This is a genomic window from Pseudomaricurvus sp. ABR4_320 (genome assembly GCF_056159445.1).
Window position 1 is genome coordinate 367,098 of the sequence record NZ_JBSWVF010000003.1, and the last position, 23,093, is coordinate 390,190.

At 47.4% G+C, this 23,093-nt stretch carries 16 protein-coding genes; 6 read left to right on the forward strand and 10 right to left on the reverse strand.

Annotated features, from left to right (window positions below; all coding sequences use genetic code 11):
* Positions 1 to 89: 89 nt before the first annotated feature.
* Positions 90 to 2,321 (reverse strand): TonB-dependent receptor, encoded by a 2,232-nt coding sequence (locus ACXAFR_RS07830; RefSeq protein WP_475175003.1) that lies wholly within the window; start codon positions 2,319 to 2,321, stop codon positions 90 to 92.
* A 215-nt stretch (positions 2,322 to 2,536) separates the two neighbouring features.
* Between ACXAFR_RS07830 and ACXAFR_RS07835 the strand changes: the two genes are divergently transcribed.
* The 3 genes from ACXAFR_RS07835 to creD all read left to right on the forward strand — a co-directional run bounded on the left by ACXAFR_RS07835 (position 2,537) and on the right by creD (position 7,029).
* Entirely contained in the window at positions 2,537 to 4,714 is a 2,178-nt protein-coding gene (locus ACXAFR_RS07835) for a PQQ-dependent dehydrogenase, methanol/ethanol family (RefSeq protein WP_475175005.1), read from the forward strand.
* A gap of 323 nt (positions 4,715 to 5,037) precedes the next feature.
* Positions 5,038 to 5,400, forward strand: coding sequence for a nuclear transport factor 2 family protein (locus tag ACXAFR_RS07840; RefSeq protein WP_475175009.1), 363 nt, complete (start codon positions 5,038 to 5,040; stop codon positions 5,398 to 5,400).
* Between the two features lie 132 nt (positions 5,401 to 5,532).
* Positions 5,533 to 7,029 carry a cell envelope integrity protein CreD gene (creD, locus tag ACXAFR_RS07845; protein WP_475175014.1) on the forward strand — a complete coding sequence of 499 codons (1,497 nt, stop codon included), beginning with the start codon at positions 5,533 to 5,535 and terminating at the stop codon, positions 7,027 to 7,029.
* A 39-nt stretch (positions 7,030 to 7,068) separates the two neighbouring features.
* Here the strand turns inward: creD and ACXAFR_RS07850 are convergent, their stop codons facing one another.
* The 5 genes from ACXAFR_RS07850 to ACXAFR_RS07870 all read right to left on the reverse strand — a co-directional run bounded on the left by ACXAFR_RS07850 (position 7,069) and on the right by ACXAFR_RS07870 (position 10,579).
* Positions 7,069 to 7,560, reverse strand: a complete 492-nt coding sequence (locus ACXAFR_RS07850; RefSeq protein WP_475175019.1) for a c-type cytochrome — start codon at positions 7,558 to 7,560, stop codon at positions 7,069 to 7,071.
* Between the two features lie 10 nt (positions 7,561 to 7,570).
* Positions 7,571 to 8,128 carry a methylamine dehydrogenase light chain gene (locus ACXAFR_RS07855; protein WP_475175024.1) on the reverse strand — a complete coding sequence of 186 codons (558 nt, stop codon included), beginning with the start codon at positions 8,126 to 8,128 and terminating at the stop codon, positions 7,571 to 7,573.
* 21 nt (positions 8,129 to 8,149) lie between these two features.
* Positions 8,150 to 8,737, reverse strand: coding sequence for a redoxin family protein (locus tag ACXAFR_RS07860; RefSeq protein ID WP_475175028.1), 588 nt, complete (start codon positions 8,735 to 8,737; stop codon positions 8,150 to 8,152).
* Between the two features lie 131 nt (positions 8,738 to 8,868).
* Positions 8,869 to 9,411 (reverse strand): MauE/DoxX family redox-associated membrane protein, encoded by a 543-nt coding sequence (locus ACXAFR_RS07865; protein WP_475175032.1) that lies wholly within the window; start codon positions 9,409 to 9,411, stop codon positions 8,869 to 8,871.
* A 13-nt stretch (positions 9,412 to 9,424) separates the two neighbouring features.
* The gene (locus ACXAFR_RS07870; protein WP_475175036.1) at positions 9,425 to 10,579 is read right to left on the reverse strand and encodes an amine dehydrogenase large subunit; all 1,155 of its coding nucleotides are present in this window, start codon (positions 10,577 to 10,579) and stop codon (positions 9,425 to 9,427) included.
* A gap of 386 nt (positions 10,580 to 10,965) precedes the next feature.
* Here ACXAFR_RS07870 and ACXAFR_RS07875 point away from each other — a divergent pair, with 386 nt between their 5' ends.
* The 3 genes from ACXAFR_RS07875 to ACXAFR_RS07885 all read left to right on the forward strand — a co-directional run bounded on the left by ACXAFR_RS07875 (position 10,966) and on the right by ACXAFR_RS07885 (position 16,927).
* Positions 10,966 to 11,847 carry a response regulator gene (locus tag ACXAFR_RS07875; RefSeq protein ID WP_475175040.1) on the forward strand — a complete coding sequence of 294 codons (882 nt, stop codon included), beginning with the start codon at positions 10,966 to 10,968 and terminating at the stop codon, positions 11,845 to 11,847.
* 30 nt (positions 11,848 to 11,877) lie between these two features.
* Positions 11,878 to 13,458 (forward strand): tetratricopeptide repeat-containing sulfotransferase family protein, encoded by a 1,581-nt coding sequence (locus ACXAFR_RS07880; RefSeq protein WP_475175044.1) that lies wholly within the window; start codon positions 11,878 to 11,880, stop codon positions 13,456 to 13,458.
* Between the two features lie 388 nt (positions 13,459 to 13,846).
* A complete protein-coding gene (locus ACXAFR_RS07885) occupies positions 13,847 to 16,927 on the forward strand; it encodes a hybrid sensor histidine kinase/response regulator (protein WP_475175048.1) in 3,081 nt (1,026 codons plus the stop codon).
* 125 nt (positions 16,928 to 17,052) lie between these two features.
* Here ACXAFR_RS07885 and ACXAFR_RS07890 read toward each other — a convergent pair whose 3' ends face one another.
* The 4 genes from ACXAFR_RS07890 to ACXAFR_RS07905 all read right to left on the reverse strand — a co-directional run bounded on the left by ACXAFR_RS07890 (position 17,053) and on the right by ACXAFR_RS07905 (position 22,817).
* Positions 17,053 to 18,516: an agmatinase family protein gene (locus ACXAFR_RS07890; RefSeq protein WP_475175052.1), complete on the reverse strand. Its 1,464-nt coding sequence runs from the start codon at positions 18,514 to 18,516 to the stop codon at positions 17,053 to 17,055.
* Between the two features lie 46 nt (positions 18,517 to 18,562).
* Entirely contained in the window at positions 18,563 to 19,336 is a 774-nt protein-coding gene (locus ACXAFR_RS07895) for a HupE/UreJ family protein (RefSeq protein ID WP_475175057.1), read from the reverse strand.
* A 196-nt stretch (positions 19,337 to 19,532) separates the two neighbouring features.
* Positions 19,533 to 20,336 carry a peptidyl-prolyl cis-trans isomerase gene (locus tag ACXAFR_RS07900; protein WP_475175060.1) on the reverse strand — a complete coding sequence of 268 codons (804 nt, stop codon included), beginning with the start codon at positions 20,334 to 20,336 and terminating at the stop codon, positions 19,533 to 19,535.
* Between the two features lie 36 nt (positions 20,337 to 20,372).
* Positions 20,373 to 22,817, reverse strand: coding sequence for a TonB-dependent receptor (locus ACXAFR_RS07905; RefSeq protein WP_475175065.1), 2,445 nt, complete (start codon positions 22,815 to 22,817; stop codon positions 20,373 to 20,375).
* Positions 22,818 to 23,093: the final 276 nt, after the last annotated feature.

A 23,093-nucleotide genomic window follows, 5' to 3' on the forward strand; every position in this document is an offset into this window, starting at 1 on the left:
TCAACGCCAACAGCGGCTTGCAGCCATCGGCGCTGATGCGTATTTTTTCAACGAAAGCGTTAGCAACGCAGGTAATTAATCAGAGGTCCCTAGAAGTTGTAACGAACCGATGCGTACCACTCGCGACCACGATCATAAACCTGAGACTGAAGCCCAATCGAACTGCTTGCATAACCGGAAACGACATACTCTTCATCGGTAAGGTTTTTCAATCCAAGATCCACATTGTAAGTATCACCCGGCGATGTCCAACCCAAGGTCAAATCCCAAACACTAACTTCTGGCGTTTTGATCGACTCTGTATTGGCAACATCGTTGTAATAAGAGGTGTTGTAATTGCCACTAAAGCGCGCCGTCATGAAACTTCCATTACTGAAAGAGAAATCCTGAGCGAGGCTGAGATTTGCTGTCCATTCAGGGACGTGATCAAACTCGCTGTTCGTGGTAATTGCAGCAACCAAAGGTGGTTGAATATCGATGCGCGTGTACTTTGCATCGGTATAGCCCGCACCCAATTCCATAAACAAGGTATCGGTCAGCGACCACTTTACTTCCAACTCAAAACCGGAGATTTCAGCGTTGCCGATATTGTCCTCAAAGAGACCAACATAGCCTTCACTTTGGGATGCCACCTGGATATCCGTATAATCCATCATAAACGCGGCGACATTAACGACCAGCGGCATAGATTCACTGTCGTATTTGAAACCTACCTCATAAGAATCAACATATTCTGGCTCAAACGAAGGCACATATCCCAGCGGCGGAAAAATTCGCTGCGCAAACCCACCAGAACGGAAGCCTTCTGAGTAAGTTCCATAAACCATCAATTCGCTGGTGAGATGATAGGCCGCGTTTAACATCGGCGTGGTTTCGGTTGCCGACGTTTTGTAGAGCCCAGGAGGCACAATCAAGTCTCCCGGCGCATAACCGATATTACTGGACAACACATATTGATCGGGGTCGAAGGTTTTCTCTTCATCCGTGTAACGCAGACCTAATGTGAAATCCAACTTGTCAGTCGCATGCCAGGTCGCCTGAGAATAGACTGCTTCGCTTTCCGTCGAAAAGTCGTTATCACTAAAGAAGTTGGCGATAGCAAAATCCAGGATATTGATGTTATTACCTTCCTCCTTGAAGTAATAAAGACCTGCGATCCACTCCAGAGAGCCGCCAAAAGAAGCGCCCTGTAACTGCAACTCCTGAGAATACTGCTCAGTTTCAAAAGAATCCCAGAAATGTGTGACCAACAGCGGAGAGCTATCGGCGTCTCGCGCAAACTCCGCATCCAAATCACGATAAGCAGAGACCGACTTTAAGGTCAGGTCGTCATTGATGAACCACTTGGCGCGCAGCGTCGTGCTCCATACATCGGTGTTTGAAAAATTCTGCGCGGTCCCGTAGTTACTATCGCTCGATGTCCATTGGTTGTTAAAACAGGATGGATCTGTTGAAGTCAGCCCGCCAGGATAAGGACAAGCGCCAGGCACCGCGTTGTTATAGAAAGCCCCGAAACCGCTCGCAAGATCCGCACCGGAATCGGCCAAGACAAAGCCAGGGCCATTTTCCTCTTCGGTACTGTAATCAGCGGTCAGGTGAACTTCGAATTTTTCATTACCATCCCACAAAATACCCCCACGCATGGCGGTTTGGTTATCATCCCCTGTATCACCGCCATAAGGGCGATCCACATAACCATCTTGCGATGCGTCTACAGCAGAAAAATTCGCTTTTAACCCTTCTGCCAAAGGACCACTAACCGCGACTTTATAGCGCTGCAGGTTGTCGGTTCCGTAGGTAATATCTGCATAGGCTTCAAACTCATCCGCGGGGCGCTTGCTGTAAATCGCCATGGCCCCACCGACATTGTTGCGACCAAACAAGGTGCCTTGAGGACCGCGCAAAATCTCGATTCGTTCAACGTCGATCAAATCAACGTTGGCACCAACTGTGCGAGCAATATAAACGTCATCGATATAGAAGCCGACTCCATTATCAATGGTCCCAAGGAAATCGCGCTGGCCAACGCCGCGAATATAGACCGTCGCTACCGACGAAGAACCTCCGGCGCCCGCATTGTTTTGATAATTCAAATTAGGAGTAACCGCGCCGACATCGGCAATATTTTCGATTCCTCGAGCCTCTAGCCCTTCTCCGGTAAATGCAGTAACCGAGAGAGGAGCCTCCTGCAGCCCCTCCTCTACTTTTCGAGCAGTAACGGTTACCTCTTCCATCATAGCAGCAACACCAGACCGCTCGGATGACTGGGCGTAGACACTCCCGCAGGATATTAACGCCGGAAGACTTACGGCATAAATCACGTTTTTATCCTGTAAGAATTTCGTCGAGAAACGCTTCCTGGTCTTGCTCTTTTCCATATGAACTACCTCTACAATCGAAGAAAAACGCTTTTTCAAGTCTGGCTGGAGTATTGCAACAACCAGACCACCATGATAAATCTTAATTGAATTATCAACTATTATTTATCATGATGATGTGCAAATATCGTTCAGAAGCAACCGTGGATTACCGATTAATGAAACTCTCTGAAGCCTTAGAAATCACAAAAAACTGCAAGAAAATTACTTGCTTACTAAAGTTTCAGCTTATTGTATTGGGCCTTGCCAGCCTTCTCGCCAGCTGTTCCGACTCACCGCCAAAAAATGAAAAAGAAATAGATTCCGCCGTCGCTCAAGCATCCTCAATGGACGGCGATTGGAATCTTCACGGACGCACCACCAGCGAGCAACGCTACAGTCCGCTAAACCAAATTAGTGCAGAAAATGTGGATCAGCTTTCTCTCGCTTGGTACTTCGATTTACCAGAACAACGCGCTCAAGAAGCAACGCCGCTCATTGTTGACGGCCGACTTTATACCTCATCCGCATGGAATCACGTTCATGCACTGAATGCTGCTACCGGCGAAGTTCTCTGGGAATACGATGCTCAGGTTCCAAAAACCAACGCAGGCCGCGCCTGCTGTGACGCCATCAACCGGGGCCTCGCTTATGATAAAGGTCGACTGTATATGGGAACCATCGATGGTCGATTAATTGCCCTCGACGCGAGCGATGGCAGCGAACTCTGGAGCACTCAAACGTTTGATAAATCCAAGCAATACAGCATAACCGGTGCACCTCGTATCGCGAATGGCAAAGTGTTTATTGGTAACGGAGGGGCGGAATACGGCGTACGTGGATACATCTCTGCCTACGACGCTGGCTCGGGTGAACTGGTCTGGCGATTTTATACTGTGCCTGGCGGCCCGGGAGATCCAACGGGAACAGAACCCGTTGCAGCACAAACCGCAACCTGGAATGGCGAGTGGTGGAAACTGGGCGGCGGCGGTACCGTTTGGGATTCCATGGCCTTTGATCCAGAATCAAATCTGCTTTTTTTCGGTGTTGGCAACGGATCGCCTTGGAATCCTTACCTACGTTCCAATGGCGAAGGTGACAACTGGTTCTTATCGTCAATTGTCGCCGTCGACGCTGATACCGGCGCATATCGCTGGCACTATCAAACCACGCCCATGGATGCCTGGGATTTCACTGCGACTCAGCACATTATTCTGGCGGAGCTGGAGATCGACGGCGAACGCCGCAAAGTTCTTATGCAGGCGCCAAAAAACGGCTTCTTCTATGTTTTGGACCGCAGCACCGGAGAACTGCTTTCCGCAGAACCTTACGTACCGGTCAACTGGGCGAGCCATGTTGACCTGGAAACCGGACGCCCAGAAATTTTGGATTCCGCCAAATACTGGCTACACGACAAACCCTCTTTAATCACACCGTCGTGGATGGGCGGCCATAACTGGCACCCCATGTCATTCAGCCAACAAACGGGTCTTGTCTATATTCCGGCTCATATCAGTGCCTATCCCTATATGGCCGATAACCAGCAAAAGCCCTCAAAGCTCACGGTGAATATGGGTGTTGATACCACGGTCGCTGCATTCCCCGATGATCCGGATGCGTTAGCACAAGTGAAAGACGCCACCTACGGTATGCTGCTTGCGTGGGACCCAGTCGCAGGCAAAGAAGCCTGGCGGGTGCAGTATCCTGGCGTTTGGAATGGCGGCATTCTCAGTACCGCAGGTAATCTTGTTTTTCAGGGAACAGCAACGGGCTTTCTCGCTGCCTACGATGCCGCCAGTGGCGAACAACTCTGGCAGAACCCCACTCAGACCGGCGTCGTTGCACCGCCAGTCACCTACACCGTAGACGGCGAACAATACATCACGGTTAGCGCGGGCTGGGGTGGGGTCTACCCGAACATGACAGGTCCACTTACCCGTGATTCTGCCGACGGTGAACCGATCAATCGCAGCCGCTTACTCACGTTTAAACTCAACGGAAAGGCGAGTCTACCCAAGCCGACCGATGCCTTTCGTCACCTGCCCGACAGCAGCGCGATTTCGCCCCAACCGGAACAAGTTGCCAAAGGCTTCGCAACCTATGATCGCTACTGTGTACATTGCCATGGCGCAGGTGCCGTCGGCGGGGGCGTGTTACCGGATCTTCGCTATTCGGCAATTCCTCTCGACCAAGGCGCCTTCAAAGCCGTTGTCCATGATGGTGCTCTTTCTGAACGCGGCATGATCAGCTTTGCCAGCGAACTGTCTGAAGACGATATTGAAGATGTCCGCATGTATGTGATCAGCCGCAACCAGCATGCGAGAGACGTCGGGGACGTAGAACGACTCAGTCGATAGAACGCCCCATCAAAGCGATACTCTATTTTCCTCTTGGTGGCCGAACAATCGGCCACCCTTTTTATACTGATTTCCCTGAGACAACGCTCTACTAATCAGCATCCAGTAATATTTACGCCATCAAACACGCCGCCTTAGATCACAACGAAAAGCGAGTAACCATCGGCTTTTGAACATAAACTCATTGAACCTTAGGCCTTTACTTTAATGGGCCAGCCCCATTATCTTACCTCCACGACTTTTAAGGGCACCGCTCTAGACCAGGCCTAACCCATGAAATATCAGCGGCTTCCTTACAACCTCGAGCGCAACAGGAGCCAAGCATGGCCAAACCATTCGATTTAATCACTCTGTTTCACGCCATCGATCACAGTGATACAGACACCTTTTGTGAACTCATCACTGAAGAGTGTCGATTTCGATTCGGCAACGCACCTATCGTCCAGGGTAAAGCTGCCATTCGCGATTATCTTGATGGCTTCTTTAAATCTATCTCCGGACTGTCTCACGAGATCATTGAATCCTGGTCGCTTGAAGACAAAGTAATTTGCCACGGAAAAGTAACTTACACTCGAAAGGACAATTCTCAACTTCAAATTCCTTTCTCCAATATATTTACCCTCGTCAACGGTCAAGCCAGCGACTATCTGATTTTCGCTGACACATCAGCGCTTTACGCCCCATGAATTAACCGAACAGCATTAAATCTGACACAATTTCGCCACATTTCACCTTATCATCAGCCTTTTTGATCCCGGTATAAACGCCTTTTTATCGTAAACTAGGCCGCTGTATTCACGGATTTAAAGGAAAATTCAATGGATGTGGTGTTTGCATTGGCGGGGCTTTTAATCGTCATCGCGGTACTCGCCTGTATCGTATTCTTTGCCATATTTATCGCTCAGAAAGTAGGACTGGTACGCCTGTCTAACCAGGATGGTGACAGCGAAAACGCCATACCTTCACTAAATGCAAAAGCGTTTACGCAAACGCTGCTGTTTCGATTTATTTTAATCGCCATCTTAGTCGCATTGATGAACATTCCAACCAGCATGGTGAGCGATGTTGTTCGTGAGAGAAACTTTCTCTACGACTCGGTGATTGGGGAAATTTCTGAAACCTGGGGAGAAAGGCAATCTCTGTCTGGCCCAGCCCTTCTTGTCCCCTATACCGAAAAAGTGGTGAGTGTCAAAACAGTCACCGACAAAGACGGCGTTGAACGAAAAGAAAATCAGGTTAATCGGTATCAACGAACAGCGGTGGTGCTGCCTGAAGATCTGAACATCAACGCCGAGCTGGTTACTGAAACCCGCAAACGCAGTCTGTACACCGCCCAGGTTTACACCGTTGACATTAGTCTTACAGGTTCATTCAAACGCCCGGACCTGAGTAAACTGTCGACAAACATCGACCAGATTCATTGGGATCGCGCCTGGCTATCCCTTGGCATCACCGACACTCAGGCCATTAATCATGTCTCTGGTTTAAACTGGCAGAAAGCCGATCAAACACTTGAACCCATCGATTTCGAACCGGGAACGAAAGTGGTCAACACCATCAGTAACGGCTTCCACGCGCCGATTGACCTCAGTAAAGACAATGCCGGGTCGGATTACACATTCTCATTCGACATTAATGCCAACGGAAGCCAGGGTTTCTTTTTCGCACCATTTGGTAAGGTCACGAATGTCACATTGACGTCTGATTGGCCCCACCCAAGCTTTCAAGGGAGCGTTTTGCCAAATCAGCATGACATTTCTGATAAAGGATTCACCGCTACTTGGTCCATTCCGAATCTCGCAAGAAACTACCCGCAACTCTGGCAACTGGGCTCCAATGAATTCGATGTAAATGAGTTTTACGCCGGTGTCAGCGTCTTTGAACCCATTTCGCTCTATTCAAAAATTACGCGTGCTATCAAGTACAGTGCACTATTTTTCATCTTGACGTATATCGTATTTCTCATCTTTGAACTCGGCATCAAGAGACGCCTGCATCTAGTCCAATACGGAGTAATCGGACTGGCCCTGTCGCTCTTTTACCTGACGCTACTGTCGCTTGCTGAACATATTGGATTCTATCTGGCATACGTCGCTGCAGCCGCAATCATTATTGTCATGATCAGCCTGTATAGCTTCGCAGCCATTCGACATTTTGCGCGAACCGGACTGGTGACCCTGCTGCTCACCCTACTCTACACCCTGCTTTACCGCGTGCTAAAACTGGAGGATTCGGCGTTATTGTCAGGCACTGTTCTGCTACTGCTCATCCTCGGTGTTTTAATGTTTATGACTCGCAACATCGGCAGAGACTAAGGATATGAACGAGCTGCACAAAGGCGGCGGCTCGTTTATCTACTTCCAAGGATAATGGCTTGGAATAGCAATATTGTCTTCGGCAAGCCTAGCCGCAATATCCCTGCGCAGAGCGACCAGATCATCCGGTGGGCTCGAGCGCAACATCGCGATATCTTCCGCAGAGAGAGGTGAAAATGAATCAGGAAGAGTCTCTCGGCCAAACGTTTGTAGAATGTAGTTCGTGATATCTGCGGCATCTTGAGCGTTGATACCAGCGCTCATCATACCTCCGACATTGACCAAATAGTAAGCACCTTGAGTGTCGTGCAAAAAACTGCCGACAAACGGCGATAACCGAGGCACATCAGCTTCTACCTCGCCTTTCCCGTCGACACCATGGCACCCACCGCAAAACAGCATATACTTGCTCTCGACTGGCGCCCCTGCGGACAGCTTATTGATTGACGAATTCTCGCTTGCCTCAACGCCCTGCAGACTTACGCCGACCATTACCGAGTAAAAAAGCCATTGACGGATCGAATTTTTCATCGCCAAACGGTTAAGCGGTGCCAACCACAGCGGCTACCGTACAATGGTAGGCATTTTTATTATTTGCCATACACCAGTTAATACCATTGTGCAGTCCAAGTCGGTAACCCGGCCTCTCCCGTTCATGATTGGAGCAGCGGCATCCAGTACAAGCCATTTTTCCGCAACAATCATTGTAAGTGATCAGATACGATTTATTATCGTCAGGGTTTTCGCAAGTTCCAACCCAAGATACCTTCGAAATTTCAGTACCGGGAGGACATTGACTCGTCGAACCTCCGCAACACGTACAGAGCGTCCCCGACAGCGCGCAGTATCGCCAGTAGTCACACTGCTGGTCAGGCTGATCAAACGCCTCATCTCCAGATTGACGCTGATCATCTAATGTCGCAGCTTGCGCTTCGCCAAAGCGATCATAAGGCAGGGTGGGCAGTAACGCGGTGCCGACGACAGCCTGCCCCAACCTGGCGACAAAGCCACGCCGAGATGTCCGAAAAGCGCTTCGACGGATAGACGCCTCTGCAACGGCATCAAATTTTGCTGAGACAGTCTTCAAGAGATCTTTCATGAATAATCCGTTATTAAAAGGTTATGCGTTGTCGAGATAAACCTGTACGGAAGGAACATCCAGTTCCTTCGCATTGAAAAGACTTTCAATCTGCTCGCGGTTGTTTACCAACCCTTTCGAGGCAATTTTTCCGGATTCATCGATTAATACCGCGAATGGAAGCCGACTAACCCGAAAAGACATCCCTAATTCCGACGACAAGAGATACGGGTATCTGTCCAATTTGTATTTCGCTAAAAACTGTTGATGTTGTTCTAAATCGCCATCACTGGCCAAAACAATACTCAACCAACTTGCCTCGGCCTTTTCGATACTCCCAAGAATTGGAATCAGTTTTTTGCAAACGGGACAGCTTGGCGACAGGAAGAACAACAGCGTGGATTTGGTTTTAGCACCACCAATGTGAAAATACTCTGACGAGCTGATCGAGTTGAGATCAAACTCTGGCGCTGAGCTTCCTACGGTTGGACCACTGTCAGTCACCAGTGCCCCCAACGGAAGAACTCTCTCGAACAATAAGCCCACCTGCCGGGATAACGCCCAAAGGGCAAGGCAGAGCGCGGCGACGACTATAGATAAAATAACAACCAAGACCGTTAATATGAGCATTGAGTTACCCCTCTAAATAAAACAGAAAGACCGCTTTACCTTTCAGCCTTCTAATTTTCGATCTACTCTGCCTCCGCAGCGCAAAACCTACATCGAAAACGGAATTCAATAGTCAGAGATTCAACATCCCTTTAAGGCTCTGATGCCATCAGCAGCCGGATATGGGTATGCGTGTTTAGCACATTGTCGAAGATGATCATCACCAACCACAGGACCAAGATGCCAAACATGCTGATCCAAGGATACAGAAGCTGATTTTGTACCTCGCCAAGCGACAGCGTCGAATACAGAGACAAAATGGAGCATACGCCCGCCCGTAGAACATGCATCCAGGTTATGCCATGTCCACGACCACCACAGCCGCAATCAATGTCATTGCGCCCTTTAAGAAGATTTAAAGAGATGGCCAGACCATAGGCCAAAAAGAGAAGACAGGCCCCGTAGCCTGCCGCAATCGTCGTCGATGGCGTTAAAAATGCTACTAGTATCAATAGCTCAACCAAGACAACCATAGGAGAAAAGAAACCAAGCATTCTAACTGGCAGAATTTGATAGCTTGCCAGCACAGTTTGAAATTCACCAAACTGCGCCAGCTTATGAATGAGTGACTTTGCCAATGTCAACGCGACCAAGCCGAACGCAATACTGCTAGTGATCGAAACGAATATGGCCATCCCCTACCCCTCTCTATTGAACCAGCAATAACGATGTGATTCGATCCATTTTCATAGACTTGTCGCGGCGAACAGTATAATTAGACGCCTCATCTGCCACATATTTGATCAGCCCATTGTCTTTTGTGCCGACAAAAACGGCATTTTTGGCACCGGGAACAAACATAATCGACAAGGCGTCTTGAACTGTACTCCTAGAACGCAGCTTGTTGGTGGTCACATCATAAACCCAAAGCTCATTCGCTGGCTCAACATGAGATCCTTCCCAGGGCTTTTCCTGCATCAAGATGTATAGGGACTTTTCGTTCGGAATAAAGCTCATCAACTGATAGCCGCTTGGCTTATAGATGTCCGGATCTTCTTTATCTTCTACCTTGTGTTTGGATAACAGAACAGCTTGATCACCCGAGACATCAATACTGTAGAGATTTCCATGAAAGGATATTAAATAAAGGGTGTTTCCGTCTCTCTCTGCATGCATAAACAGAGGATCCGTATCGACATCAAAAATTTTATCACTACGGTCCGATTGCTGAAGCTTCCCCTCCGGCGTTAAGGTGACGGTGGTCATGCGGCCATCACCACACAGAGTTGTAAATCGATCTTCCTGATCAGCAATAGGATAGATTCCCCAACACCCAGGTATGGGAATTTCTGCCACCTGGGCACCCTTTTGAGTATCAAAAACGGTGACAGATACTGCAGGCGTTGCATTGAGAATAAACAACCATTTATCGGTGCTGGATGCTGCCATATAGGATGATTGAGGCCCAGACATCGCCACCTTGTTTTCGATATCCACTTCACTATCCGGTGTCAGTGTATCGATATTCCACACTCGTACCGTATCGTGTTTTGCACCTTCTCGACCACGGTCGTAGAAAGTTCGGGTGGTATAAAGCTGCTTATGGTCCTTAGATATCACACGTTGAGTCGCCTCTGAAATCATTCCCAAATAACGAAATCCTTCCGGCGAAATAACGTGGGATTTATCATATTCCGACGCGAGCAAAAAAGGCCCGTCACCAATGCTTTCTACCTTCCCAACAACCTCGGGTTTGATGTCTGCATCCACTGGGTGCGCCATTCCAATCACGCTAAAAATCAAAGGTATTAGAACAGAGAACCTACCCGGTAACGGCATGTCACTTCCCTCAACTTCTTTCATTCCATTTACGATTAATTTAATCCGGGAAGGTGGAATTTCACAAGGGGGAAAATTGCGTAGTCCGTACTTGACCAGGTAATTATTTCTGCTGATAGACTAGAAATGGATTTTCTATCGCGCTATTGTTTAGCGAATTTACTGAAAGTTAAGACAGATTTTTTAAGGCATTCTTAAAAAAGGCTCCTTTAAAACGAGTGATTATTGAATCTAGTAAAGAAGGACTATGCACAGCGAAGGAATATAAATGGAATTAGGAGACTAAGCGAGTAAGGCACTGATGCCATTGCGATTCGAAAGGCGCGTTTTTAAAGATGTGCTTACTGATATTTAAGCTAGAAATAGTCCAGTAGCCGGGAGTTCTCACCCGCTTTTTTGAGAAAAAACCTATGTACACTGTTTTGGTTGTTGATGATTCTTCAGATTCTCTAAGCCTGATAAACGATATTTTGGAAAGCCAAGGAATCAGCACCTTGGTTGCATTAGAGGGCATACAGGCAATCGCTATCGCCAACAAAATTCAACCCGATATTATCTTGTTAGACGCCATCATGCCTAAATTGGATGGCTTCGAGACGTGCAAGCAGTTGAAAAGCGACGCAAACCTTAAACATATTCCCATCATTTTTATGACCGGCCTGAAAGATTCGGAAAGTATTTTGAAAGGTCTCAATGCCGGAGGTGTTGATTACATCACCAAACCCGTCAACCCCGATGAGCTTATCGCTCGCATAAAGGTCCATGCGAACAACGCTCAGATAACGACAAGTGCTCGACAAGCTCTTGATTCCATCGGTCAGAACTTGTTTGCCATCAATGAGGATGGCGACTTGCTCTGGTCGACCAGCCATACGGATGCACTTCTAAAAGGCGAATGCAGCGACTCAGACAGCAATTACAGGATCGTTATTGAGACTGCAAAAGGCATCATGTCTACACCTTCAGAGGAATCAACACGTACCGTAAACACCCCAGAAGGCAATTTTGAGTTAACGCTGATTTCGAAGAGAACCAATGGAGAAAGCACTTTTCGGCTGGTATTCCAGGAACCTAGAATTTCAGGAGAAAAGAAGCTCAGAGACGCGCTTGATCTCACCAATCGTGAATCTGAGGTTTTGTACTGGCTCTCTATGGGCAAAACAAATAAAGAGATCGCGCAGATTCTCGACATAGGCGTTCGCACCGTCAATAAGCATTTGGAGCAGGTTTTCTTTAAGCTTGAGGTTGATAACCGAACCTTAGCAGCTTCTATTGCCTTCCGAATTCTTTAAACTGGCCATCTAACGCGGAAACTCGTTTCAATGTCGCATTCAGAATCGATTACCTCCGCAGAACGCGCATTTGAAACCGGGAATATTTCGTTGGCTCATCGCCTGTGCGTTCAAAGACTCAATCAATCACCCGGCGATTCAGAGGCACTCCATTTACTCGCTCTACTGAATCTGTCCATCAATCAGCTCGATAAGGCTCGCGAACTGTGCAAACATGCCATAAAACGGCAAAAGCGCGATAAATACATCGTCAGCCTTTGCAAAATTTATGCGCTACAGGGCGAGACTAGCGGCGTATCCAGCCTATCGAATCTGTTACAGGCAGACCGAATAAAAACCCCACTGCAAGCCGATACGATGGGTGTCGCGCTATCAAAGAGTGGACTACATAAACAAGCGCTTACTTACTTCAGGCGTGCGGTGTCTTTTTCAGACGACTGCAGCTACCGGTACAACCTTGCCGTGTGCTGTAAGTTTTGTGGTCACCTAGATGAAGCCAGAAGTCACCTTATCGACATCATTAAGCGCAAGCCAGATCACTACGCAGCGCATTACTCTCTCTCAGAGATCATTCATGATAGCGCCATCGACTGGCATCGTTCACTTCTGGAAGAAGCCTTATCAGCACATTCCCTGTCCACTGAAGCAATCCAGCATTGCAGCCATGCGCTTTCAAGATTGCTCGAAAGACAGGGAGAATTTCAGCGCGCTTTTGACGCTCTAAACATAGCGAAAAGAGCGCTAATTCAGGAAAAACAATATCAACCATCTCAACACAGAGAACTGTTTCAACGGTTAAAAGGATACGCTCCGCCAGAAAAATCTACAGCGCCCATTGCGGAAGCAGCTCCCATCTTTATTGTCGGACTTCCAAGATCCGGTACGACTCTGGTGGAAAGGATAATGGGCTCCCATAGCAGCGTAACCGCAGGGGGAGAGCTTGAGGCAATGATTGACTCAGTCCGCCAGCTATCGGGCATCAATAGGCATGGCGCTATTGACGCCAAAGACCTGGAGGCGGCGAACGAAGTTAACCCGAACGCCCTAGCAAAGGCCTATATCCGTCGAGTCGAGCACCTGGGCAGCACGGAATACTTCACAGACAAGCTGCCCTTCAACTTCTATTTACTGCCCGCTATTCGAAACGCATTTCCCCAAGCAAAAATAATTTGCCTCCTCAGGGATCCGCTGGATCTGTGTGCCAGCAACTATCGCCAGCTGTTTAATATCTACAACCAAAACTACCAGTACACACAGACAATGCCACATATCTTCGACATATACTGGTCGTTTCTTGAATGGATTCAACACTGGCAGAGGATTGATTCCACAGGCAACTTTTATATCCAACGCTACGAAAGCCTGGTCACGAGACCCAGAGAAAATATTCAGCGCCTACTAGAGTTTTGTAATCTACCGTGGGAAGAAAGTTGCGTTGCGATTTCTCAAAATACAGCATCCGTATCGACAGCAAGCAATTTACAAGTAAGAGACGCGATTCATACCAATTATATCGGCCACTGGAAACCCTATGAGCCCTTTATCGGCAGCACCAGTATCGTAAAAGATCTCGATCGCCTAATCGCCGATATAACATCATCTCCACATTAGCGTTTTATGAAAACCCTTGGAGATCCGAAAGGTTTATTTTTAGCAACCAAGCATATCCATCATTATGCAGATCTCCGAAAAGCAAGGCAGCAAAGGTCAAACTCGCATTTCCGACAGTCGTAGAGAATACAATAAATTCGTTAACAACGAATTAATGGAGGATTTCGCTCTACGGTTTACGCCTCACCGAGCTCGAAAATGGTCCTATTCTCGAATCGCAAATACCGCTCTGGGATTTGTATCCTTTTTAGTATTAGAGGCGATTGGTGGCGCAATAACCCTCAACTACGGGTTTGCTAATTCTGCCTGGGCGATACTCGCTTTAACCATTGTTGTCATGATCTTAGGCGTTCCCATCGGCTATTACGCCGCTCGTTATGGGTTGGATATGGACCTTTTAACACGCGGGGCAGGGTTCGGGTACATCGGCTCTACCATTACGTCTCTCATCTACGCCTCCTTCACCTTTATCTTCTTTGCGCTTGAAGCCTCCATTATGAGCATGGCATTGGAGCTCCTCTTTGGTATTCCCATTGAAATATGTTACGCGCTGAGTGCGTTAGTTGTTATACCGCTGACCACCCATGGCATAACCTATATCAGTCAATTTCAACTGGTTACACAGCCGATATGGCTCGCCTTGCAACTGCTGCCGCTAATCTACGTTTTCACACATCCCGACTCCAAGATTCAGGAATGGATCGCTTTTCCTGGCAAAGGAAACGAAGACGCTCAAAGCTTCAATCTGCTTCTGTTTGGTTCTGCGTCCGCAGTCTTGCTGTCGCTTGTCGCGCAGATTGGAGAGCAGGTCGATTTTCTCAGGTTTCTACCCGCCGGTCCCGACAAAAAAAAGGCGCCCCCCTTTAAGTGGTGGTGCGCCATGATTCTTGCCGGGCCAGGTTGGATATTCTTTGGCGCTGCCAAACTGTTTTTAGGCTCTTTTCTCGCGTATATAGCCATCAAACAAGGTGTTGAATGGGCGTATGCGAGTGATCCCGCCCACGCTTATCAAGCCACCTATGCCTACCTCTTTCGCAATGAAACGATGGGTGTTTTGGTCGCTGCCATATTTATTATTATTTCCCAACTAAAAATCAATGTGGCCAACGCCTACGCTGGCTCACTAGCATGGTCTAATTTCTTTAGCAGAATCACACATAATCATCCCGGCCGCGTGGTGTGGATGATTTTCAACATCATGATTGCGCTTCTTTTAATGGAAATGGGTATCTATAAAACCATTGAAAGCATGCTGCAGGTATATTCTGTTTTGGTGCTTTCCTGGCTAGGTTCTGTCTGCGCTGACCTGTTGATTAACAAATCAATTGGTCTAAGCCCCCGACAAATTGAATTTAAACGCTCACGCCTCCATGACATAAATCCGGTCGGATTAGGATCGATGATTACCGCATCCTTTTTCGGTTTCGTTGCCTATTCCGGTCTATTTGGAGAAACCATAAAGGCGCTGGGCTCCTATATCGCTCTTTTAATTCCCTTTATAGCGGTACCTACCATAGCAAGGCTAACAAAGGGTCAGTTTTATTTGGTTAACAATATGGCAGCCACGGCAATATCAAGTGAAAACGAGCAATGTGTCATTTGCGAAAATACATTTGAACAGGAAGATATGACCTTTTGTCCGGCCTATAACAATCCGATATGCTCCCTTTGCTGCAGCCTGGAGATACGATGTGGAGATCAATGCCGAGATGGCGCGACTCTCTCTGAGCAATTTCGTCTCTTCCTCACAACTTTTTTTAAAGACCGGCCGAAAACAATCGTTTCGGCGCCGGTGTTACAAACACTGGTAGTGACTTCGATTCTTGCCCTTGTTTGCGGAGCGACATTAATATTAATCTACCTGCAACTGGATGTTGATGAGCTTACCCTCAGCGAAATTGTCGCGCCTATTCTTATAAAGGTCTTTTTCTTCTTCCTTATCATTATCAGCGTTATTAGTTGGCTTTTATCACTGGCAAGAGACAGAAACCAATCGGTTCTGGAAGAACTCAAAGAACAAACCATCGCCCTGGCCAATGAAGTCGAAGAACACGAGAAAACGAATCTCGCGTACAAAGCCGCCAAGGAGTCGGCAGAATCGGCCAGCCTTGCTAAAAGTAAGTACCTCGCTGGCTTGAGCCACGAACTACGAACCCCGTTAAATATTCTGTTGGGCTATACGCAACTTCTTAGCCAAGACAGAGAGGTTCCAGCCAGAGCAAAAGAATCTCTGCTGACGATGAAAAGGAATGGTGACCATCTCGCGGGCTTAATCGAAGATGTCCTCGAATTTTCTAAAATCGAAGCCGGTCGACTGTCGCTTCAGCGCGACGAAATTCATATTCGGCAGCTTATCGACCAGCTCATCTCAATGTTCCATCAGCAGTCGATCGCAAAAGGGCTTAGTTTCAATACGTCTATCGCCAGAAACCTTCCCGTTTACGTCTACGGAGACAAGCAACGATTACGGCAAATATTGATCAACTTACTTTCTAACGCGGTAAAATTCACCGATAAGGGAAAGGTGACTTTTGAAGTGAGCTATCGCAGCGAAGTCTGCTGCTTTTCGATAAAGGATACGGGACCAGGCATTCCCCAGCAACACTATGACACTATCTTTTTACCGTTTGAAAGGATCGATGACGAAAGCACCAGTGACATTTCGGGAACAGGTTTAGGGCTTACCATATCTCGCGCCATGGCTGTGCTAATGGGTGGTGACATCACGCTATCCAGTGAAGTAGGAAAAGGTTCGCAGTTTGACCTAAAACTCATGCTACCTGCCTTACAAGATATTTCGGAAGGCGTATCCACGGAAAATACCACCGTCGTCGGCTACGAGGGTCCAGCTAAAACGATACTCGTCATTGATGATGATGAGTTTCAAAGAAAGCTATGCTACGACATTTTAAACCCGCTGAAATTTACGGTGTTACTTGCCGACTCTGGATTCTCAGGCCTTTCCCTGTTAAGTCAAAACCAGATTGATTTGGTTCTACTGGACCTTAAAATGCCCAACACGAACGGATGGCAGGTTGCCGAAGAGATTCGTCGACGAGGCTATAAGATCCCGATTATTATTGCCTCCGCGAACGTTAGAGATCTGGAAGTGAAGACAACATCCAGAATGCACCATAACGACTATTTGGTGAAGCCGTTCAGTATCGAGGAAGTCCTCGATAAACTTGAAAAATGGATGGGAATCACCTGGACACGCATCCCTTCAGAACCGGATGACTCATCACTCATCGCCAGTAAACCTATCCTCACCGAGGCACAATTACAGTCGTTAAAGTACATAGCGACAATCGGCTATCGGGTCGGATTTTTGCAGAAAATTGATGAGATAAAAGAGATTAATCGGTTGCCTAATAATGAGCTAGATGAGCTCTACAATCTAGCCAAAGAATCTCAATTCAAAAAAATCATTAATCGGCTAGAAACACTCATTATCGAAACCTCTCTATAAGGGCTTCGGCTTGATGATGAACGTCCAGAAAATGGCAACCAATGATAGCCAATAGGTCTCGGCCCTTGGCCCGACCCCAGTCTGGCTGGGGTCAATGGACTTACTTATTATTCAAATATCTTACTCTAACGAGCGTACTCTGGATCTACTTCCTCTCGCTTACCATTCTCTCTGCCTTCAATCCCTGCGTAAGGCTGTCGATGTTCGGTTGTTAAATCAGAGAGATATTTTGGATCAGTGATTCCCTCTTTTCGCATAGCGACACCGACAAGACAAGCGTGAAGGATATGCCCTGCATTGAGTGCTGATCTATAGGTTGGGTCCATTAGTGGATCCAATTCAACCAATTCAAAACCCACAATCTCATTCTGGGCACACAGCCCCCTAACCAACGGTATCGCCTCGCGCATGGTCAATCCGCCGGGCACCGGGGTACCCGTTCCGGGGACAAATGCCGGATCAAGAACATCTACATCGAAGGAAATATACAATTTTTCCGGTCCGCTTTTCGCTTCACTTAACGCTAAATCGACGATTTTGCTCCAACCTTTTTTATCTATTTCAGCCATGGTGTGATAGCGCATGCCGTTATTACGCATCCATTCAAAACCCTCGGCACCAGGCCATGGCCCCCTCAAACCCACTTGAATATAGTTTTCGGGATTAACGTGACCTTCCTTGACGATCCGGTACACAGGTTGCCCGTGGGTCATCCAGTGAACACTTCCCTTTCCAGCATCATAGTGGGCATCAAAATGAACCACGCCAAAGCTACCTTTGCCGTGAACGTCGGCCAACGCCGCGACGTCCGGATATTCCAAACTGTGATCACCGCCAACAATAAAGGGGATGGTATCGGTTTCGGCAATTTCTCTAACTCGCTCACGGACATGCTCGATGGATAATTCCGTACTCATATTGTCGATGGCAATATCACCATAATCCACAATACTTAGAACCTTATTGGGATCCACCATGGTATTCATATCAACGCCACCTCGATATCGCCCCGTTCGAATCGCTTGCGGGCCAAAGCGCTGTCCGCGATAGTAAGAGCCCATATCCAGAGGCGCTCCGACGATAGCAACATCTACATCGCCAGCGATTAAATCGTCAGGGTATATGGCCAGAGGAGCGCCGACAAAGGTTTGCACACCGTGTTGACCTCGACCGTCAGAGGCGTAACGGCTAAGCGAAAATGGACCAGGCTCGCGCTTAGGATTCAAGCTCTTGGGGCGCATGACTTTCCACGCATTAAACCCTTCCGATTCTGTATTCAAGGGTACTGCCGCCGTGTCGGTCTCAGGGTTGAATTTCTTCTGCTCCTGAACCGTATTCATTCCTTCAATATAATCGGCGATTTCATCCCCAGATTTTTTCATCATTGCATTGAAAAACCTCTCTCGGGTGCCGAGAAGAGACTCAACCAATGATGTGTTAAGTACTTCAAGATCTTCTTCGGAGACCTTTCCCTCAATTTTATCGGTAAACCACTTCGGCAATGGCTTCTCTCCACCTGAGTCCTCTGCATAAGTGTAGCTAGAGCTTAATGCGCAAAGAACCAAGGTTGTTAGTACTCGCTTGAACATATTCTTACCCTTTATTGAATTCCCTTCATATAACTGAAAACCAGATTTAGCCTGAGAAGCCGTACATTCTTTCAAATAACCAAAAAGAGCCTATCAAGCCGGAAAAACAAGCGCCGACAAATCGCAAGTATCCGTCTACCGATAGTCGCTTGAGCATGCTGAATAGAGCCAGTAGAAACGCAACAGATATTATTTGCCCGATTTCAACACCAAGATTGAAGAAAAGTAACGACGAAATAATTTTATCTTGAGGCACGCCTAGGGCACCAAGCGCGCTGGCGAAACCAAGCCCATGCACCAATCCGAAAATCGCGATGACAAATAGACTTGTGCGTGAGTGAGAGGAATGGCTATCACGACCTTTTAGAAGCGCTTCACGCGCTAACAACACAATTGAAAAGGCGATCAATGCCTCTACCGGAGCAATGGGCAGATAAACGATATCCAAATAGGACAGGGAAAGCGTTAAGGTATGACCAATGGTAAACGCACTGATAAGCCAGATGATTTGCTTTCTAGAGGCTATTAAGCAAATACACAGAACGAAGATAAGATGGTCCCAACCAAACCAGATATGTAAAACGCCTTGATAGAGAAAATTAATAACGACGTCTCTATAGGACATTACTATAGGACTGCCGGTCGTCAAAGGGATGCTCAAGCTGTCGCCTGAACCATTCAACGATCTGAACGTCCGCCCATCCATTGTTGATATTTCGAGCCTCGCCTCAGCGACCGCCCAAGGAACAACAATGCGCTCTACATCAGATACCGGAATTTGACAGTCGATCTCTGAAGTGACCTGAGCAATATCCCCCATTCTACTGGTGTGCCTTTGTGTCTCATCACACGCGGCGTCTAACTGATACGCCTTTTCCTTGATCGCTTTAAGCGGTAGCTGACCGATTACCCGAAGACTTTTTTCTCCTGTGTGCTGAACCAAAATGGATGCGGTTGAAAACACATCCGCTGAAGACATACTGGAAAAAAACAGAGATGCAACGATCAATAAGGCGCTAATCTTTTTTAACATCGTTAAACGCCCATTCAATCGTGTATTTATTGGCAATTTCTTCCATATACTGGCGAGATCGATCTGAGAGCACGTCTGCCAAATAGTCGTTTTTGACTTGCATTTTTACGGCGTCGAAACTCAATGGTCTTGGCTCCTTTTGGCCAGTCACAATCACATAGTGCCAGCCAAGCTTTGATTCAATGGGTCCAAACCACACATTTTCATCGACACTGGATAGTTGCTTGAGGAATTCCTGACCAAACATCGTCCGAATCATACTTGCGCCGTAATCTGGTAGCGTTAGGCCTCTCCAAAATTCATCCCCCGTTACTGTTTTTCCCTGCCTAAGCTCGACAAGCAGCGGGTCAGCATTCTGTGGTTTGTCTTTAAAAAAGACATGCTGAAAATCGTAGGACTGCTCGACGTAGTAACGATCCATATTCTCTAGATAATACGAGACCATGGCGGCCTCATCCGGCTCTGGTAAAATGCCAGATATCCTGTAGCGCATATCTTCAACCAATGCGGATCTCACTTCAGGATTGGTGAGGTGCATGCCCGAATCCAGCGCCTCTCGAAATAGAATTTCCTCCTCGACAAACGATCGTTCAATGTTGCTGGCATCTTTCTCGCTCACCGGCCGCCCCGTGAGCGCTTCAAATTCTTCAAATTGCGCTTCCCGGTTCTGTGGTGACATTGAGATCGTTGTCGCGGTATTCTGGGCAACGTAACCGTAAAGCGTAAAAATGGTCAGCCCACCACTAAGAAATAGAAAGAGCGGGTCTTGAAGTATTTTTTTGATCATGTTTTCACCGTATAAAATTGACCACCGAAGCCAGGATCAATTTCCAAATCGATAGGAAAATTTCAATCCCATCGTTCTTGGCGTGAGTACAAAATGCGAGTGGCTTCTTTGCAAATCTCCGCGATTACCGAAATCGATATCACCCCAGTTTTGAACGGAGGAGATAAACGCATATTTATTGAATAGATTATCGATATAGAAAGTGGCATCCCATGCACCGTCGGACAACTTGGCCGAAAGATTACTTAAGGAATAGCCTGGCAGTACTTCACCATAATTTTTCAATCCCAAGGTGCTGTAAACGTCACTCTGAGCGGTTAAACCGTAGTTAAATTCAAGATCTTTACTGCCAAGGTTTGTGTAGTAGTTAACCCCTAAAGAGAATTGATGCTCGGGAGCTCCGGGCAGACGATCACCATCGTAAACGGTATCACCATCACTGCCGAAGATACCAAATGCGTCATCGGTCATTTCTGTCTTCGCGTAGGAATAGGTCGAATAGAGAGTAAGATTTTCGGTTAGGAGAATACGACTGCTCAACTCAAAGCCTTTGGCGTTAGCCCCTTCAGCATTTGCGGTGATTCCAACACTGCCGTTTTCAGTAATGCCATCAACTTGAGGGTCTTCCCAATCAATATTGAAAATCGCCATGTTCAATGTGAGCTTTTCATCCAACCAACTGCTTTTTAAACCAAGCTCATAATTATTGGTTTTATCGGCGGCATATACCTGCTCATTCGGCAGAGCGCAGATAACTTGCGTGCTGATTTGATCGATATTGTCGGGGCAAGCCGCTACAGTATTCACTCCACCGATTCGAAAGCCGTCACTAATCGTCGCGTAGCCCATTAAACTTTCCGTGAAGTTGTAGCTGACGTTGAACTTATACAGTGTTCCGTCATCGTCGCCTTCTGCCAATTGCGGATCGAAGAGGATCGAATCCGGATCGCGACCTTCGAAGACGGTGTAATAGAGAGGAAGATCAACGGCAGATTCTGTTGTTACTTCATAACTGTATTTTCGCGCCCCCAACGTAACATTCAATCGATCCGTGATCTCGTAGGTCAGCTCACCAAAGAGGGCACTCTCTTCGATTTCATCTGCATTTATCGATGTATATTCGACACTATCAGGCCGAAGGGATCCGCCAGCACCCCAAACATCGATGGCAAACTCATCAAACCCTTCGGTCAGTTCTGTGTAAGTCCTATCATATTCATTTTTGCTGTAGTAGCCACCAACGATCCAGGATATTGGTCCATCATTGGACGAGACCAAACGGATCTCTTGCGTCAGGTTCTTCTCCTCGTTTTCGATATCGGTGTAGCCCGAAAACGCGGGAAACTCTTCGTATCCAAAATTCAGTCGAATCAATAAGTCGGTAACGTCGTTGCTGTAATCACGATCAATTTTGGAGAATCCGGTCGCCGACACCAGCTCAGCGAAACCTAAATCAGCCGACATTTCTAAACTGAAGAGTTCGTTTTCTCGCGTCATTGGTTCAAGATAGCGAGACGCGGAGTCGTATTCTCCAACCTGGTCATCGAGGGGATTGTCTGCCCCTAGAGAGTTGTAGTGAACAAAGCCACGCGATCCGGCTTCGTCTTTCTGATAGAAGTAAGACAGGGTGCTATCGAATCGCTCCGAAGGTGTCCATCTCACTTGAAGCTTAGCTGACGTTTGTTGTAGATCATTGCCGTCCTCGACGGAATACAGATTTTCCCGCACGGCGTCTTCATCATCCCAATCTGGATCCGGCAGTGAAACACCTGGCTCTCTGACGAGATAGTCGTAATCGACATAGCCGGGATCATCCAGGTAGTTGACAGCGAACCGAACCCCCAGCTTGTCTTCGATTATGGGCGCATTAAAAACGGCGCCCACCTCTTTCCCCTGTCCACTGCTTTCAGCGAGATCATAGAGATTTCCTGATATCTCTCCTGAATATTCGTAGAGATCGACTTTCTTTGGGATGTAGCGGATGGCACCTCCAAGCGTGCCGGCGCCATAGAGTGTTCCTTGCGGGCCAATCAGGACCTCTACCCGCTCCACATCTAAAATTCGCATATTGGTTAATATGGGAATTTCACCCAGGTAGGTTGCCACAGTCTCGCCATCTGAGCTGGTACCTGAACTGTTGGTATTTAATCCTCGAACGATAATCGGCGCATTATCCCTACCACCTTGATCGGTGATCGTTAGACCGGGAACCCAACGTGCAATATCTTCAATTTTTTCAACACCCTGCTGCTCCATCAGATCTTCTGAAACCGCGGAGATATTGATTGGCACGTCCTGGACGGATCCGGATCGCCTCGTGGCAGTAACTTCGATCGTTTCCAGCATTTGCTGTCGGTGAGATTCTTGAGCTAATTCCTGCGCAGAAATGGCTTCGGAAATCAAACCGCCAGAAAACGGTATTGCGGCCATTTTTATAGCCATTAAAAGGCGATTGGGAGAGATGTACTTCGATTTTTCCATGACTGAACCGATCCTCTAATCCTGCGTGCTTAGGTGGCTTCTGGATTACCAGGAAAGAATCTCCAGCATCGACACCAGAAATCCCTTTTGATGAACTTGCTACTCACCTAAGTATCTGCTCTTTAGGGACGCAGAAATATTGGATAAATGTCCTTTTTAACTACGTTATTTTGCGTAGTTGTCTCCGTCGCTATGCCGCCAATGAATGAACTCCACCAGCGGTATCCGGGAGAGAAACCAGACTGTAACTTGTCGGCAAACAGCCTTTCATGTTTC

Coding starts and splice junctions, on each gene's coding strand:
- ACXAFR_RS07835 (WP_475175005.1), top strand. CDS start 2,537: ATGAAACTCTCTGAAGCCTTAGAAATCACAAAAAACTGCAAGAAAATT.
- ACXAFR_RS07840 (WP_475175009.1), top strand. CDS start 5,038: ATGGCCAAACCATTCGATTTAATCACTCTGTTTCACGCCATCGATCAC.
- creD (WP_475175014.1), top strand. CDS start 5,533: ATGGATGTGGTGTTTGCATTGGCGGGGCTTTTAATCGTCATCGCGGTA.
- ACXAFR_RS07850 (WP_475175019.1), bottom strand. CDS start 7,560: ATGAAAAATTCGATCCGTCAATGGCTTTTTTACTCGGTAATGGTCGGC.
- ACXAFR_RS07855 (WP_475175024.1), bottom strand. CDS start 8,128: ATGAAAGATCTCTTGAAGACTGTCTCAGCAAAATTTGATGCCGTTGCA.
- ACXAFR_RS07860 (WP_475175028.1), bottom strand. CDS start 8,737: ATGCTCATATTAACGGTCTTGGTTGTTATTTTATCTATAGTCGTCGCC.
- ACXAFR_RS07865 (WP_475175032.1), bottom strand. CDS start 9,411: ATGGCCATATTCGTTTCGATCACTAGCAGTATTGCGTTCGGCTTGGTC.
- ACXAFR_RS07870 (WP_475175036.1), bottom strand. CDS start 10,579: ATGAAAGAAGTTGAGGGAAGTGACATGCCGTTACCGGGTAGGTTCTCT.
- ACXAFR_RS07875 (WP_475175040.1), top strand. CDS start 10,966: ATGTACACTGTTTTGGTTGTTGATGATTCTTCAGATTCTCTAAGCCTG.
- ACXAFR_RS07880 (WP_475175044.1), top strand. CDS start 11,878: ATGTCGCATTCAGAATCGATTACCTCCGCAGAACGCGCATTTGAAACC.
- ACXAFR_RS07885 (WP_475175048.1), top strand. CDS start 13,847: ATGGACCTTTTAACACGCGGGGCAGGGTTCGGGTACATCGGCTCTACC.
- ACXAFR_RS07890 (WP_475175052.1), bottom strand. CDS start 18,516: ATGTTCAAGCGAGTACTAACAACCTTGGTTCTTTGCGCATTAAGCTCT.
- ACXAFR_RS07895 (WP_475175057.1), bottom strand. CDS start 19,336: ATGGGGGATATTGCTCAGGTCACTTCAGAGATCGACTGTCAAATTCCG.
- ACXAFR_RS07900 (WP_475175060.1), bottom strand. CDS start 20,336: ATGATCAAAAAAATACTTCAAGACCCGCTCTTTCTATTTCTTAGTGGT.
- ACXAFR_RS07905 (WP_475175065.1), bottom strand. CDS start 22,817: ATGGAAAAATCGAAGTACATCTCTCCCAATCGCCTTTTAATGGCTATA.